General features: G+C 64.6%; 14 protein-coding genes. 1 reads left to right on the top strand and 13 read right to left on the bottom strand.

Going from position 1 to position 14017, the window contains the following annotated elements:
- Window positions 1-93 precede the first annotated feature (93 nt).
- Window positions 94-2190 (top strand): PhoX family protein, encoded by a 2097-nt coding sequence (locus tag HMPREF2808_RS00510; protein WP_070564108.1) that lies wholly within the window; start codon window positions 94-96, stop codon window positions 2188-2190.
- Between the two features lie 27 nt (window positions 2191-2217).
- On the opposite strand, the gene HMPREF2808_RS00505 is transcribed toward HMPREF2808_RS00510, so the two are convergent.
- Genes HMPREF2808_RS00505 through dacB form a run of 13 tightly spaced genes read right to left on the bottom strand, consistent with a single transcriptional unit; the run spans window position 2218 to window position 14010 of the window.
- Window positions 2218-3165, bottom strand: coding sequence for a 2-dehydropantoate 2-reductase (locus HMPREF2808_RS00505; protein ID WP_070623001.1), 948 nt, complete (start codon window positions 3163-3165; stop codon window positions 2218-2220).
- Between the two features lie 39 nt (window positions 3166-3204).
- Complete coding sequence (locus HMPREF2808_RS00500; protein ID WP_338025102.1) at window positions 3205-3978, bottom strand: pantoate--beta-alanine ligase; 774 nt, start codon at window positions 3976-3978, stop codon at window positions 3205-3207.
- Window positions 3960-4637 (bottom strand): Rossmann-fold NAD(P)-binding domain-containing protein, encoded by a 678-nt coding sequence (locus HMPREF2808_RS00495; RefSeq protein ID WP_083306406.1) that lies wholly within the window; start codon window positions 4635-4637, stop codon window positions 3960-3962. Before HMPREF2808_RS00495 ends, HMPREF2808_RS00500 begins: the two co-directional genes overlap by 19 nt.
- Entirely contained in the window at window positions 4638-5855 is a 1218-nt protein-coding gene (locus HMPREF2808_RS00490) for a DUF6779 domain-containing protein (RefSeq protein WP_070623141.1), read from the bottom strand.
- A gap of 5 nt (window positions 5856-5860) precedes the next feature.
- On the bottom strand, window positions 5861-6334 hold the full coding sequence (locus HMPREF2808_RS00485) for a DUF3180 domain-containing protein (RefSeq protein ID WP_070622998.1): 474 nt from the start codon (window positions 6332-6334) through the stop codon (window positions 5861-5863).
- Window positions 6335-6337: 3 nt separating this feature from the next.
- Window positions 6338-6808 (bottom strand): 2-amino-4-hydroxy-6-hydroxymethyldihydropteridine diphosphokinase, encoded by a 471-nt coding sequence (gene folK / locus HMPREF2808_RS00480; protein WP_070622993.1) that lies wholly within the window; start codon window positions 6806-6808, stop codon window positions 6338-6340.
- Complete coding sequence (gene folB / locus HMPREF2808_RS00475; RefSeq protein ID WP_070622990.1) at window positions 6808-7179, bottom strand: dihydroneopterin aldolase; 372 nt, start codon at window positions 7177-7179, stop codon at window positions 6808-6810. The genes folK and folB overlap by 1 nt, the downstream gene beginning before the upstream one ends.
- A 4-nt stretch (window positions 7180-7183) precedes the next feature.
- Window positions 7184-8113, bottom strand: a complete 930-nt coding sequence (gene folP, locus HMPREF2808_RS00470) for a dihydropteroate synthase (protein ID WP_070622982.1) — start codon at window positions 8111-8113, stop codon at window positions 7184-7186.
- Between the two features lie 5 nt (window positions 8114-8118).
- On the bottom strand, window positions 8119-8709 hold the full coding sequence (folE, locus tag HMPREF2808_RS00465; protein ID WP_070622979.1) for a GTP cyclohydrolase I FolE: 591 nt from the start codon (window positions 8707-8709) through the stop codon (window positions 8119-8121).
- On the bottom strand, window positions 8699-11155 hold the full coding sequence (ftsH, locus tag HMPREF2808_RS00460; protein ID WP_070622976.1) for an ATP-dependent zinc metalloprotease FtsH: 2457 nt from the start codon (window positions 11153-11155) through the stop codon (window positions 8699-8701). The genes folE and ftsH overlap by 11 nt, the downstream gene beginning before the upstream one ends.
- 48 nt (window positions 11156-11203) lie before the next feature.
- On the bottom strand, window positions 11204-11791 hold the full coding sequence (gene hpt / locus HMPREF2808_RS00455) for a hypoxanthine phosphoribosyltransferase (protein WP_070622973.1): 588 nt from the start codon (window positions 11789-11791) through the stop codon (window positions 11204-11206).
- A complete protein-coding gene (gene tilS / locus HMPREF2808_RS00450) occupies window positions 11775-12734 on the bottom strand; it encodes a tRNA lysidine(34) synthetase TilS (protein ID WP_070622970.1) in 960 nt (319 codons plus the stop codon). The genes hpt and tilS overlap by 17 nt, the downstream gene beginning before the upstream one ends.
- Window positions 12724-14010: a D-alanyl-D-alanine carboxypeptidase/D-alanyl-D-alanine endopeptidase gene (dacB, locus tag HMPREF2808_RS00445; RefSeq protein WP_070622967.1), complete on the bottom strand. Its 1287-nt coding sequence runs from the start codon at window positions 14008-14010 to the stop codon at window positions 12724-12726. The genes tilS and dacB overlap by 11 nt, the downstream gene beginning before the upstream one ends.
- Window positions 14011-14017 lie beyond the last annotated feature (7 nt).

Raw genomic sequence — 14017 nt, 5'->3', positions numbered from 1 at the left:
TCAACCGTATTAACTCATGACGTCCGTTGCGACACTTCGTTGCGACATCCCCTTGCGCAACCAACGATTTTCGATTTTTGGAGCATAACTTTCATGGCACTCAACGGCCGTAATCTCTTGGCTAACATGTTCACCTCGTCTCGTTCTTCTCTTACCTGCACCTACAAGTGCGGTAATGCCTGTTTCGGCGAATGCGAGAACACCTCCGACAACCCTTACTTCGGCGACCAGTTCTCCCGCCGTACCGCCCTGCGCGCCGGTGGCTTGGCTGTCGTCGCCGTTGGTGGTTCCTCTGCGCTGGCTGCATGCGCTGCTCCGGATGACAACGGGTCTGCGGCGGGCGGCTCCTCCAACAAGACCAGCGAAGTTAAGGGCTCCGACATCGAGCTCACCTCCGCCGAAGGCATGCACTTTGAAGCCGTTGAGGCCAATACCAAGGATGAGGTCGTCATCCCGAAGGGCTATGAGCAGTCCGTTCTGATTGCCTGGGGTGACCCAGTCATCGAGGGCGCTCCGGAATTCGACGTCAACAACCAGACCGCCGAAGCGGCGGAGAAGCAGTTCGGCTTCAACAATGACTTCGCCGGCCTCATCGAGCACCCGGATGACAAGAACCGCATGATCTACATGTGCTCGCACGAGTACACCACCGAGCCGATGATGTTCCCGGACTACGATCCGGAGAACCCCACCGAGGAACAGGTGAAGATCGGCTGGGCCGGTCACGGCCACACTATCCTCGAGGTGTCCAAGGTCAAGGGCTCCGGCGAGCTCAAGCGTGAGTTCGGCCCGCTCAACCGCCGCATCACCGCCACCACCCCGTTCACCCTGGTGGGCCCAGCTAAGGGCACTGACCTGGTGAAGACCTCCGCCGACCCGAAGGGTGAGAAGGTCCTGGGTACCCTCAACAACTGCTCCGGCGGCGTGACCCCGTGGAACACCATGCTCTCCGGCGAAGAGAACTTCGACCAATACTTCGCCGGCGGCGACATCAAGGATAAGAAGGCTGCTGAATCCCTCAAGCGCTTCGGCATCGAGGAAGGCCCGTCCGACCGCAAGTGGGAAAAGTACGATGCCCGCTTTGATGTGACCAAGGAGCCGAACGAGCCGAACCGCTTTGGCTGGCTCGTGGAGATCAACCCGCTGGACCCGAAGTCCACCCCGATTAAGCACACCGCAGTGGGCCGCTTCAAACACGAGGCCGGCAACATCCACATCACCAAGGATGGCACCGTGGTGTGCTACTCCGGCGATGACTCCCGCTTCGAGTACGTCTACAAGTTCGTCTCCACCAAGAAGTACAAGGAAGGCGATCTCGAGCACAACATGACCATCCTGGACCACGGCACCTTGTACGTGGCCAAGATGGAGGGCAACTCCCCGGAGAAGGAAATCGACGGCTCTGGTGTCCTGCCGGAGGACGGCGCTTTCGATGGCAGCGGCGAGTGGGTCAAGCTGCTGACCTCCGATACTGAGAACAACAAGTTCGAGTCCCACGTGGACGGCATGTCCGCCGAAGAGGTCGCCGTCTTTACCCGTGAGGCCGCCGACAAGGTGGGCGCCACCAAGATGGACCGCCCGGAAGACGTCCAGGTTCACCCGGAGACCGAGAAGGTCTACATCGCGCTGACCAACAATAAGTACCGCGGCGCCACCGGCGAGAACGCTAAGAAGAACAAGGAAGACGCCAAGGAATGGGCTCCGGTCAAGGAGAACAAGAACGGCCTCGTCATGGAGCTCGAGGATGACCACGCCGGTGAGAAGTTCACCTGGAACCTCTTCCTAGTCTGCGGTGACCCGCGTGAGGCCAGCACCTACTTCGGTGGCTTCGACAAGGAGAAGGTCTCCCCGATTTCCTGCCCGGATAACCTGGCCTTCGACAACCACGGCAACCTGTGGATCTCCACTGACGGCAACGCGCTGGACTCTAACGACGGCCTCTACGCCGTGACCACCGAGGGCGAGACCCGCGGCGAGCTCAAGTGCTTCCTCACCGTCCCGGCGGGCGCGGAGACCTGTGGCCCGATCGTCGACGATGACCGCGTCATGGTCAACGTTCAGCACCCGGGCGAGTCTGATGACGCCACCTTCGACAAGGCCACCTCCCACTGGCCTGATGGCGGTAAGTCCACCCCGCGCCCGGCCGTGGTTGTGGTGTGGAAGAAGGGCGGCAAGATCGGTACCGAATAAGGCACCGACGCTGCGTAGTGCGCACTCTTAGGCGGTGCGCAGCTGCGCCTCCAGCACCTCCTGTGCGAAGTCCCACAACGGGGTTGCAACCCCAGCTTTGACGCCCATGCGTCGGATCGCTCCGACCTGGGCGTCTAATTCGTTGGGCAATCCTTCCTTGATATCGCGCTGCATTGAGGACGTGCTGTCCGGGTGCTGCTGGCGGGCAAACTCCATGGTCTGTTCCACCACGTTCTCTGGTAGCTCCACGCCGAGTGCGCGCCCGACGGCCTCAACTTCCCGCATGAAGGCCTCGAGCTGGCCGGGGATTTCCTGGCAGAGGTACCCAATCGGTTTGTCCACCAAGGTGCCTAGAGTGCCTGTCGGGGTGACGAACATGGCTTTCGACCAGACGTCGACAAACGCGGCGTCGTGGAACTTGCTGGAGGCCCCAGACTTTTTCAACGCGGCCGCCAGCTCCTCGCCCGTACGGCGCAGCGACTCCGGCGCCTCAGCACTCAGCGGACCAAAAGCCAAAGCCAAGGGCCCTGGGTTGCGCTTGATCTGAGCCGGTCCCAGGCGGGTGGCGTAAACGCGGGCGACACCGGCAAGGATGTTTTCCTCCCCGAATTCCTCGGCCGCCAGGTAGGGAATCTCAACCGAGTTGTGCGTGGTCACCACCGGGATCCCCTGTAGGGCCTCTCGGTCCTCCGCGCTGCCAAAGGTCTCGTTGCCCGGCAGCGCCTTCGACGCAATAACCGCCACGTCCAGCCCACCCAAGAGTTCTTTGACCTCAGCAAAAGTTTGGGCAGCCGGGACCTTAATGACCTCGGTGGTGGTGGGTTCCGCGTGGGCGTCGATCAGCGTCACGCCCGTCTCCCCCAACACCCGCAAGGTCTCACCGCGAGCGACGAAGGCGACGTCGTGGCCCGCTGCTTTCAGTTTTCCGCCAAAGTATCCGCCGATGGCGCCGGCTCCCAGAATTCCAATCTTCATGCCTCCAACCTAACTGGTGGAGACCTGCGCCACAGACTTTTATCCGCGCTGTTCTAAGTTACGGAAGCCAATGCCCAACGGCACGCCCGCGTTATCGATGAGCCGCACCCCACCCACGGTAGCGGCGATAAAGAGGCGGGCATCGCCCTCTGCGGGGGCCTCACCCAGGTCGCGTCCGCGCAGCTCGACGTACTCCGACTCCACGTTTGCTGCGGCCAACACTTCACGTGCCACGCGCACAACCTCTTCGGCTCCGGACTCCGCCGCGTACGCACCGGCGGTGAGTGCCGCCGACAGCGCGCTGGCTTGCTCGCGGGCCTCCGGTGCGACGTCAGCGTTGCGCAGGCTCATCACCACTCCGTCCGGCATGCGCACCGAGGGCACGCCCTGCACGCGCGCTGTGATGTGGAGGTCCGTAAAGGCCTGCTGGGTGGCCACGAGCAGCTCGTAGTCCTTCTCCCCCATGAGCACATCGCTGGGCCCCAGCGCACAGGTCAGCGCCACAATGCGGGTCAGCTCCGCGCTCACGTCCTCCATGCCGTGATCGGGTGCGAGGACCCGCGTGCGCTGGCTCTGCTCGCTATAGCGCCACACCACATCAACACCGTCGAGGGCAGAGATGTCCGTCTCTGGGTCCACAGCCACGACGACGATGCCGCCGCGCACGCGCTGCGCCGCCTGCACCAAGGCCAAGTGCCCCGCATGGATATCGCGGCCCAGCGGCACGAGCACCACACGCTTGCCCGTCTTGCGGTAGGCGCTACCAACCATGCGGATGCGCTCAATGTCCTCCACTAGGAGTTGTTCTGCCACGGCGCTTCCTTTCTTACTGCCCACAGTTCCAGTTCTTCAATCTTCTCCTGCCCGCCCACCATGCGGGCGACGTCGCGGTAGTTGCGCGCCATGCCCAGCTCCACGGCGGCAGAATAAGCATCGATGATGTCCCCGGCGTCGAGGTCGAAGGCGCCGCCCATAAAGTTTTCGATAATCCCCGCCTTTATCGCCGCCCACACGCTGAGTGCACCGAGCATCTCCGCGTAGTACAACCGTGCGGCACGTTCGGCGCGCTGCTCCTCCGGCACCGTTTCTGCGGACTGGGAAATCTCCGATAGCAGCAGACCAATGACGGTTTCCGCTACCTCATCGGGCGCGCTCACCGCATAAGAGTCAGCCAATGGTGCTGCGGCAATCGTCACACACCCGCGCGTTTCCAGGTCATCGAGTGCTTCCACACCGGCCAGCAACGAGGTATGGATGACGATCTGTCTCGGGCGCACGTGCTTGGCGACGTCTCCCACAGCTGCCTCCAGCTCTCTCGCCGTTGCAGCGATAATCAGTGCATCGAAGCGGTCCAACTGCGCGGGGTCCTCAAGGCTCTCGATGGTATGGCCCGCCCACTCGAGGCGCCGTGCGAAGTTAAGGCCGGCCCGGGAGTTACCCCAGACCGCCACCCGCATGCGTGGTGCCTTCATCTACTTCTTGTCGCCCTTGTTCTGCTGTACCTGCTGACGCTTGCGGCGTGCCATGAGCTCCGCCACGGAGACCGCGCCCTCGCGGTGCTCATCGCTGCGGCGGCGGCCACGGGTGCTGGTCTGTGCGGTGTCTGCCTCCGGCTTGCGGTGGCGGTGGTGCGGCTGGGCCGGGGCAGAGTTCTCCTTGATGTGCTGCCCGCCCGCGGCACCCTGGTTCCACTGCACGGCCTGGAAGCTATCGGTCTTGAACTCCGGCGCCTTTGGCTGGGGCTGTGGCTTCTCAGTCTTCGGCTGGGGTTGAGGCTTCGGCTGTGGCTTCTGCTGTGCCGCCTGCGGCTGAGGCTGTGTTTCGGTCACTGGGCGAAACGCCGAGGGACGGTTCTGAGAAGGCTGCGGCGCGCTGAAGGGCGATGGGGCTGGGCGGGCGCCCTGCTGTTCTGCGGATTTCCCGGCGGGTTTCGCGGCGGGCCGCTCGGCTGGCTTCTGCGTGGGTTGCTGAGCTGGCTTCGCCGCCGGCTGCTGGGCGTTGGCACGGGCATTATCCGCCAACAGGTTGTCCAGCGGGTTGCTCACCGGGTGGGTCGGCTGCGAGCCGAGGCGGCCTGCCACGGCGTCGGCAGACGGCGCGCCACCGGACTTCTGAGTGAAATTCACGTTGGTGGCATCGCCGCGCTCATCCACGCTCGCGCCACCGGCCTTGCGCTCCAGCTCCTGGATACGGCGGGCCTCCGCGTACAGGGCGGCAGGTTCGTAGACCCACTCGCGCCCCGAGATCTCCTCGATCTGGGCGCGGATGGCTTCTAGTTCAGAACGGATCTCCGCCAGAACCTCGCTATTGTCTGCTGTGGAAGATCCGGAGGCGGTCAGTGAGGAAGCAGCATGGGCGCGCTCCACCGCCAGAAGCTCGTTGGCCTCATGTGCCTGACGGCGGTAGCGCACCACCAGGAAGAAGCCCAGAACCGCGGCCCACAGGGAAGCGAGCAAGGCGATCTTCAGCGCGTTCGCCGAGCCCGAAATCAACATGACCAGGCTGGCAATGACCGCGAGAATGACCAAGACGATGAGCCCGATGGAACCGGCGTCCGTCTTCGAACCGGACTGGGAAGACTCCACCGACGTTGGCGGCTGTGAGTCCGGCTGTACAGAAAACTGGGTCGTCGAGCGATCATCCGGGGCCGACTCGTGCTGGGGCTCAGGGGCGTGGTTCGGACTCGTCATGCCCACTAACTTACCGCTTGTGCACCATCAGATGGAGGTGGCACCTCGCAGTGTCGCTCCAACACTACTCCGGCAACGCACATCGCGGCACCACCCAGTGCCGAGGTCACCACCCCGGCCAGGTCACCGGCCGCAGCAACGAGCTCGCCGGCGCGCGGCACGACATAAACCGCCATTCCCGCATAGGCCCCGCCCACAATGGCGCCAGTCCACGCGGAGGCTTTACCGACGAGCAGGAATTGCGCGATGGTCATGGGATTCAGCTGCGAGTTATCCAAGCCGATGCCATGCTCATCGTCCTTGGCGCCGCGCACCTTAAGGGTCAACAGCACGCAGACCAGCGCCATGGCCCACAGGGAAATCGACACCGTTGCCGGAATGGCCAGCATTGAGCCATAAAAGCGGGTGGTGAGGATGGCGGCCGCTGCGGCCACGAAGAGGGCCACGCCGAGGAGCGCGCTGATCGACGTCCTCTTCATCGCCTACCCCACTTCCTTCACCGCTGCGACCTCGTCCTCATCGAGGCCCGCGATGAGCTTGCGCACCGGGGTGCCGTTGAGCTCCGCGTGCTCATCCGCAGCCAACCACGGCACGAGCACGAAAGCGCGCTCGTGCGCATAGGGGTGCGGGAGGGTGAGCTCAGGATCATCGGAGGTAACGCCGTCTATCTGCACGATGTCCACGTCCAAGGTGCGCGGACCCCAGTGCCGCACGCGTACGCGCTCAGCTGCTTCTTCCAGCTTCTGGCCACGGCGAAGAAGTTCCAGCGGCGTGCAGTCCACGTCCACGATGAGCACCGCGTTGAGGAATTCATCTTGGTCGGTCACGCCCCACGGCGGGGTGGCATAGACCGGAGAGGCCGCAACGGTCTCGGCGCCGAATTCATCGAAAACGGTCTGCAGGAGTGCGCGGCGGTCCTCCATGTTGGAGCCGATGGACAAGACAGCGCGCATTAGCCTGCCATCCGCTTCCGGGAGCGGCGCGCTACGACGGCGACGTCGGCAAAGGTGCGCGGGATGGGTGCCTTCGGCTTGTGGATCGTCACCTCGATGGCGTGGAGGATATCGAAGCGCTGCATCGCGGTCTCGGCGACTTCAGCGGCCACCGTTTCGATGAGATCGCGGGAGGGGCCTTCGACGATGTCTGCGGCGACGTCGGCAAGCTCGGCGTAATTCACCGTACGGGACAGGTCATCCTCAATGCCCGCGGTGTCCAACCAACATGTGACGTCCACGATGAAGGGCTGGCCGGTTTTCTTCTCTTCCTCGAAGACGCCGTGGTAGCCAAAGCATTCCAGACCGGTGAGCTCGATGCGATCTGCCATGGGCTTATGCCCTCCCCAGCGAAGTCGAGACCACAGTGCCTCCATCGGCGCCGTTGGCGTAGCTGCCGGAGGCATGCTCGCCGCCGGTGTAAGCAGTGCCCGCATTCCAGGCGGCGGCCACGTCCACGGCATCGCGGGAGACATCGACCTCGTGCACGCGCACGCCCCACGCTCCCATCTGTGCGGAGATGGCGGTCACAGCCACGGTGGCCGGATCCGCGAGCAGTGGGCTGGACTCGGCACCGCGGTCCTCCCGAATGGCGGCGAGGAAGCGCTTGCGGGAAGCGCCCACCAATAGCGGGAACTCGCCCTGCAGGAACTCCGGCAGCGCCTTGAGCAAAGCCCAGTTATCCTGCGGGGACTTGGCAAAGCCCAGGCCCGGATCCACGACGATATTGTCGTGGCTAACACCGGCTTGCAGGGCGTTATCGGCGAGCTTCGCCAGGGACTCGTGGACATCGCGCACGACATCCCCGCCGTGGTCGGCCACTCCGGCCGCGCTGCCGAATTGGACGGTGCGCCAGTGCATGAGGCACACCGGCAGGCCGGTAGCCGCCATAGTGCGGTACATCTCCGGGTCGGCCGCACCGCCGGAGACGTCATTGATCATGTCGACACCGGCTTCGGCGGCGGCTTGAGCAACCGAGGCCCGCATCGTGTCCACGGAGGTCTTAATCCCCTCCTCGTGCAGCGCCTTGATGACGGGCACGACGCGGCGCTCTTCCTCTTCGGCCGCGACACGCACCGCACCCGGGCGGGTGGACTCGCCGCCCACATCGATCATGTCCGCGCCGGAGGCCACCAAGTGCCGGGCGTGCGCGATGGCGTCGTCGACATTAATCCAGCGTCCGCCGTCAGAGAAGGAATCTTCCGTGACGTTGACGATGCCCATGACCAGCGTGCGGCCGGGGACGGTGAGGTTGCTGACTGCCATGGAAACTAGCTCCTAATGAGGCTCATGACCTCCGCACGGGAGGCCGCATTCTTCTTGAAACCGCCGCGGACCGCGGAGGTCGTCGTGGTAGCCCCCGGCTTGCGGATGCCGCGCATGGCCATGCACAGGTGCTCGCACTCGATGACCACGATGACGGACTGCGCGTGGAGGACGTCCACGAGGGCGTTGGCGATCTGGCTAGTGAGGCGTTCCTGGACCTGCGGGCGCTTGGCGTACATATCCGCCAGGCGGGCCAGCTTAGACAGGCCGGTGACGTGGCCGTCAGGGCCCGGGATGTAGCCGATGTGCGCCTTGCCGTAGAAGGGCACAAGGTGGTGCTCGCACGTGGAGTAGATGGGGATATCGCGCACGAGGACGAGCTCCTGGTGCTCCTCCGCAAAGGTCTTGTGGAGGACCTCGGTCGGGTCCTGGTGCAAGCCTGCAAAGACCTCCGCGTAGGCGCGGGCCACGCGGGCCGGGGTCTCGCGCAGGCCCTCGCGGTCGGGGTCCTCGCCCACTGCGAGGAGGAGTTCGCGGACGGCGGCTTCGGCACGCTGGTGATCGAACTCGCGCTGCGCCGGGATGTTATCGCTCATTGGTCTCGCCGTCCTTGTACGGGTTGTTGCGGTATTCGTTGTCTCCCCAGCCGGGCGCGCCCCAGGCGTGATCCTCCGGCTTGGCGTGGCGGCCGCGGCGTTCCGGTTCGCGCGGCTGCGGCTGAGGTTCTGGCTGCGGCTGGGATTCTGGCTGCGGTGCAGCGGACTCCGGCACACGCGGAATCTCTTGGGTGTCCTCGCTACTGGGCCCTGCCTGCTCTGGGGCCACGGTCTCCTCCTGCGCCGCATCGCTGACAGCTTCGTCCTCGCTCAGCTCGCGGCCAGTGGGTTCGGTGATCTCGGATTCGCCGAAGAAGGTGTTGCCCTTGTCCGGGTCCACATAGTCACCTGCGTGCTGGCCAAAGCTGAAGCCGATCTCCTCGACCGGCGCCGCCGATGCAGTGCCACCGGCTTCGCCGCCGTTCTCCTTCGCGCACTCAAGCTCCGCCTGGCGGCGCTCGCGGGCGGCGCGGGAGGCGTCGAGAAGCGTCATGCGTTTCGGCAGTTCCTCACCACGCTCCTGGGCCAGCTCCACCGGGGTCTTCACCGGCTCGCGGCCAGCCTGACGCGGGAAGCGGGCGTCCTCGTTCGGGAAGACGTCGAAGGCCTCGCGCGGCTCGATGCCCTCGAAGATGCCCTCGAGGTCCGGGCGGCGCAGGGTTTCCTTCTCCAGCAGCATCTCGGCGAGCTTATCCAGGTAGTCGCGGTGCTCGGACAGGATGTCATAGGCCTGCTGGTGCGCGCGGTCCAAGAGGTACGCCATCTGCTCATCGATCTTGGCGGCCACGGAATCCGAGTAGTCGATGGTTCCACCGCCGCCGGCGTAGCTGAAGGGATCGCCCTGCTCCTGGCCGTACTTGACGGTACCCAGGTCCGGGCTGAAGCCGTATTCGGTCAGCATCGAACGCGCGATCTTGGTGGCGTGCTCGATATCAGAGGAGGCACCGGTGGTCGGTGCGCCGAACACGAGCTCTTCCGCGGCACGCCCGCCCATGGCGAAGACGAGGCGAGCGAAAAGCTCGTCGCGGGTGTACATGCCCTTGTCGTCTTCCTGCGCGGTCATGGCGTGGCCGCCGGTGCGGCCGCGAGCCAGGATGGTCACCTTGTAGACGCGCTCAATGTCCTTGAGCGCCCACGCCGACAAGGTATGTCCGCCCTCGTGGTAGGCGGTGACCTTCTTCTCGTGCTCAGAGATGATCTTGCTCTGGCGGCGCGGGCCGCCGACGACGCGGTCGGTGGCCTCCTCCAGCGCGTCGTAGGTAATGACGTTGCCGCCAATGCGCGCGGTGAGCAGGGCAGCCTCGTTGAGCACGTTGGCCAGATCCGCGCCGGACATGCCGGCGGTGCGCTTAGCCAGCTGCGCCACGTCCACTTCCTTGGCCAACGGCTTGTCCTTGGCGTGCACGCGCAGAATCTGCTCGCGGCCGGCCAGGTCCGGGTTGGTCACCGGGATCTGGCGGTCGAAACGGCCCGGGCGCAGAAGCGCCGGGTCCAAGATGTCGGGACGGTTGGTGGCGGCGATGAGGATGACGCCCTCACGGTCACCGAAGCCATCCATCTCCACGAGCAACTGGTTCAGCGTCTGCTCGCGCTCATCGTGGCCGCCGCCGGTACCGGAACCGCGCTGGCGGCCCACGGCGTCAATCTCATCGACGAAGATGATGCACGGGCTATTCTGCTTGGCCTGCTTGAACAGGTCGCGCACGCGGGAAGCACCGACGCCGACGAACATCTCCACGAAGTCGGAACCAGAAATGGAATAGAAAGGCACGCCGGCCTCACCCGCAACGGCGCGGGCCAAAAGGGTCTTACCCGTGCCGGGAGGGCCGTACAACAGCACGCCGCGCGGGATCTTCGCACCCAGCGCGTGATAGCGCTCCGGATCATCCAGGAAGTCCTTGATCTCCTGGAGCTCATCCACCGCTTCATCCGCACCGGCAACATCCGCAAAGGTGTTGGTGGGCATGTCCTTGGTCAGCTCCTTAGCCTTGGAGCCACCAATGCCGAACATGCCGCCCGCGCCCTGCTGCATGCGGGTCATAAGCCAGAACAGCAGCGCGAAGAGGATCAGCATCGGCAGCAGGAAGCTGATCATGGAACCGATGAAGGAATCCTGCGTCACCTTGGTCTGGTACTTCTCCGCGCCAGAGCCCTTCACCGCGTTAAAGACCTGCTCGGAGGCGCGGGCCGGGTACTTGGCAATGACCTCTTCGACGCCCTCCTGCTCCTCCACCGTCACCGGCTTCTTGAGCTTGAGGCGCAGCTGCTGCTCGCGGTCATCGATCTGCGCTTCCTCGACGTTCTTATCCGTCAGCTGCTGCATGGCCACGGAGGTGTCCACCTGCTTGAAGCTGCGGGCATCATTGCTAAAGAACGTGAAAGCGTACAGCAGGATGAGAACTAGGCCCGCGATCGAGCCATAGCGGATGATGTTCTTATTTTTCATTAATTACCTTGCGAATTCGAGGCCTCATGCAACAGAGGGCAAGAAAAACTAGTCGTTGCTGTATACCGCAGGCTCCAGCGTGCCCACATAGGGCAGGTCACGGTAGCGCTCCGCAAAATCCAGACCATAGCCCACGACAAACTCGTTGGGGATATCAAAGCCCACGTCGAAGAGATCCAGCTCCGCCTTGACCACCTCAGGCTTGCGCAGCAGCGTGACCACTTCCAGGGAACGCGGCTGGCGGCCCTGCAGGTTGCGGATGAGCCAGGACAAGGTCAGGCCGGAGTCGATGATATCTTCCACGATGACCACATCACGGCCCTCGATATCGCGGTCCAGGTCCTTCAAAATACGCACCACGCCCGAGGAGGAGGCCGAGTTGCCATAGGAGGACACCGCCATGAACTCCAGTTGGGACGGAATGGTGAGCTTGCGGGCAAAGTCCGTCAAGAAGAAGACCGCACCCTTGAGCACGCACACCAGAATGAGGTCATCATCGGCGTTGCTGTATTTCTCGGAAACGCGGTCCGCCATCTCTTGGATGCGCGCCTGAAGATCGTCTTCGGCGACGAGTACGTTTCTAATGTCCTCTCCATAAGGATTGGCGGGGACGGCTGAATCATGGTTGTCGTGCACGTGAGCGCTCCTTTGCTGACCGAGGCAATAGTGACAGTTTGCCACCAACGCGTGCGACTTCCAACCTTGTACCTCTCTTTTCACCACGGACGGCGATTGGCCCCTGCCCGTGCCACCGCGTACACAGGGCATCGATGCCGCGCACCGCCTCGCGCGTAACCTCTACCCCTTCCTCGCGCAGCCACGCGGCAATCGCCCGGCGGCGCTTCGGCTCGGGAAGGGCGGCTAGCTCGGCGCAGTCGGGGGTGGGGTGGGTGGTGAGAAGGGCGTCGTCAAGCGCGGCGTCATGGGCGGCCTGGGCCAAAGCCGGCACGGGGTCACCGCCTAGGATCTCCTGCAGGCGCGGGAGGATCTCGCGGCGCAGCGCCACGCGGCGAAAGGCCGGGTCCTGGTTCTGGGGATCGTGCCAGACGTCCAGCCCTAGCTCCGCGCAGGCGGCCTCGGTCTGGGCGCGGCGCACGTTCAGCAAGGGGCGCAGCACGCGCACGCCCTCGACATCGGAACGCTCGCACATGCCCGCCACCTTCCCCCGCAGGGCGCTCAGCAGCAGGGTTTCGGCCTGGTCATCAGCGGTATGAGCCACCGCCACCTCGCCCCAGGGCGCGAAGGCACGGTACCGGGCGGCGCGGGCTTCGGCTTCAACGGAGCCTTGCTTGGCGACGTCCACCGGCAACACCTCCGCCCCCGCTCCCAATCCACGAGCCTGGTCGGCAGCCCGGCGCGCCTGTGCGGCCGAGCCTTCCTGTAGGCCATGGTCGACGCAGAGCGCTGTGACCTCGTGCCCCTCCGCAACGAGTGCGGCGGTCAAAGCGAGCGAGTCGGCCCCGCCGGACAAACCCACCGCGATGGCGCGGGGGTGCTGCCCCACCACGGCGCGGGCGGCCACCCGGCAGGCCAAGAAGTTGGGGCTTTTACGTGGCCAAAAAGGTTTCTTAGAAGTCATGGAGTGCGGCGGCGAGGGCGTCTTGGGCCTGGCGAGCGGAGGTGACTTCGCCGTCGTTGACCAGGAAGGCGAAGGCATAAACCCGGCCCGACTGGCCTTGGGCGGTGCCGGTCAGCGCGGAGGTTCCGGTGAGTGTGCCGGTCTTGGCGCGCACGAAGCCGCGGGCGGGCGAATCGGAATAGCGCTCATAGAGGGTTCCTTCGCCGCCGGCGAGGGGGAGGTAGCCCAACAGTGGGCGAAGCTCTTCGGTGGCCACGGCTTGGTCCGCAATGTGCGCGAGGAGGCCTGCCGGGATGCGATTATCGCGGGAGAGACCGGAACCGTCCTTTAAGGTGACGCCGTTGACGTCGATGCCGGCGCCGCTGAGCGTGTCGAGGGTGGCCTGCGCGGCACCGTCAAAACTTGCCTCCGCATCTTGGCTGATGGCCAGCTCGCGGACGATGGCCTCTGCCATGACGTTGTCGGAGTCCTTCGCCGCTTGCTGCGCGCGCAGGGCCAGCGGCTCGGACTCGCTGGAGGCGATGGCCTCCGCGTTGTCGGGTGCGGGGGCCATGTCGGCTTTATCGGTACCCAGGCGGTTGGCGAGCGCGCGGGCGACGTCGAGTGCCGGCTCATGGGAGCGCGGGACGTCCCCGGTCTTCTCCCCGATGCGCCCGCCGTAGAGCATGGCCGGCTGGATGGGGGCGACATAGCCGCCGTCGATATTGTCATCGTCCCAGCCGGGAGCCTGGTCGGGGCCGGCCCAGACGGAGGTATCAATGGATACTCGGTTGACGGTACTCATGTGCTTCTTGATCTGCTCCGCGAGCTCATCGAGGCGCTCGTCCGTCAGCCACACATCGCCGGAGGCTTTGATGACCACGTCGCCATCGTTATCGCCTTTGACCACTTCCGTGGTGAGGCGTTCTTCTTCATCGAGCGCGAGCGTTGCTGCGGCGAGGGTGAGGACCTTGGTTGAGGAGGCGGGCGTGAGCGGCTTTGCGGGTTCGCGCTCCCACAGCACCTCGTGGGTGGTGGTGTCGATGACCTGACCGCCGAAAGTGGCGAGAGCCTTGTCTTTGCCCAGCTCATCCAACTTCGCTTTAAGCGCGGCGGTGTCTATCTCACCAGGCTCGACGGGTTGGAGCAGCGTTTCGGGTTCTGCCTGCTTATAGGGCTGGCCGTGGTCCAGTTGATCGTAGGTGCGCTGGACTTCTACGCCCACTGCGGCCGTCGCCGCCACGACGCCGGCCGTGACGAGGGCCGCAGTACTCCACCAGACATGCTTAGCTTTCATCGCCCTT

This window comes from Corynebacterium sp. HMSC078A10 (genome assembly GCF_001811565.1).
GTDB lineage: Bacteria > Actinomycetota > Actinomycetes > Mycobacteriales > Mycobacteriaceae > Corynebacterium > Corynebacterium hesseae.
Note: the sequence above shows the minus strand (reverse complement) of the source record. Positions and strands in the feature narration are given on the sequence as shown.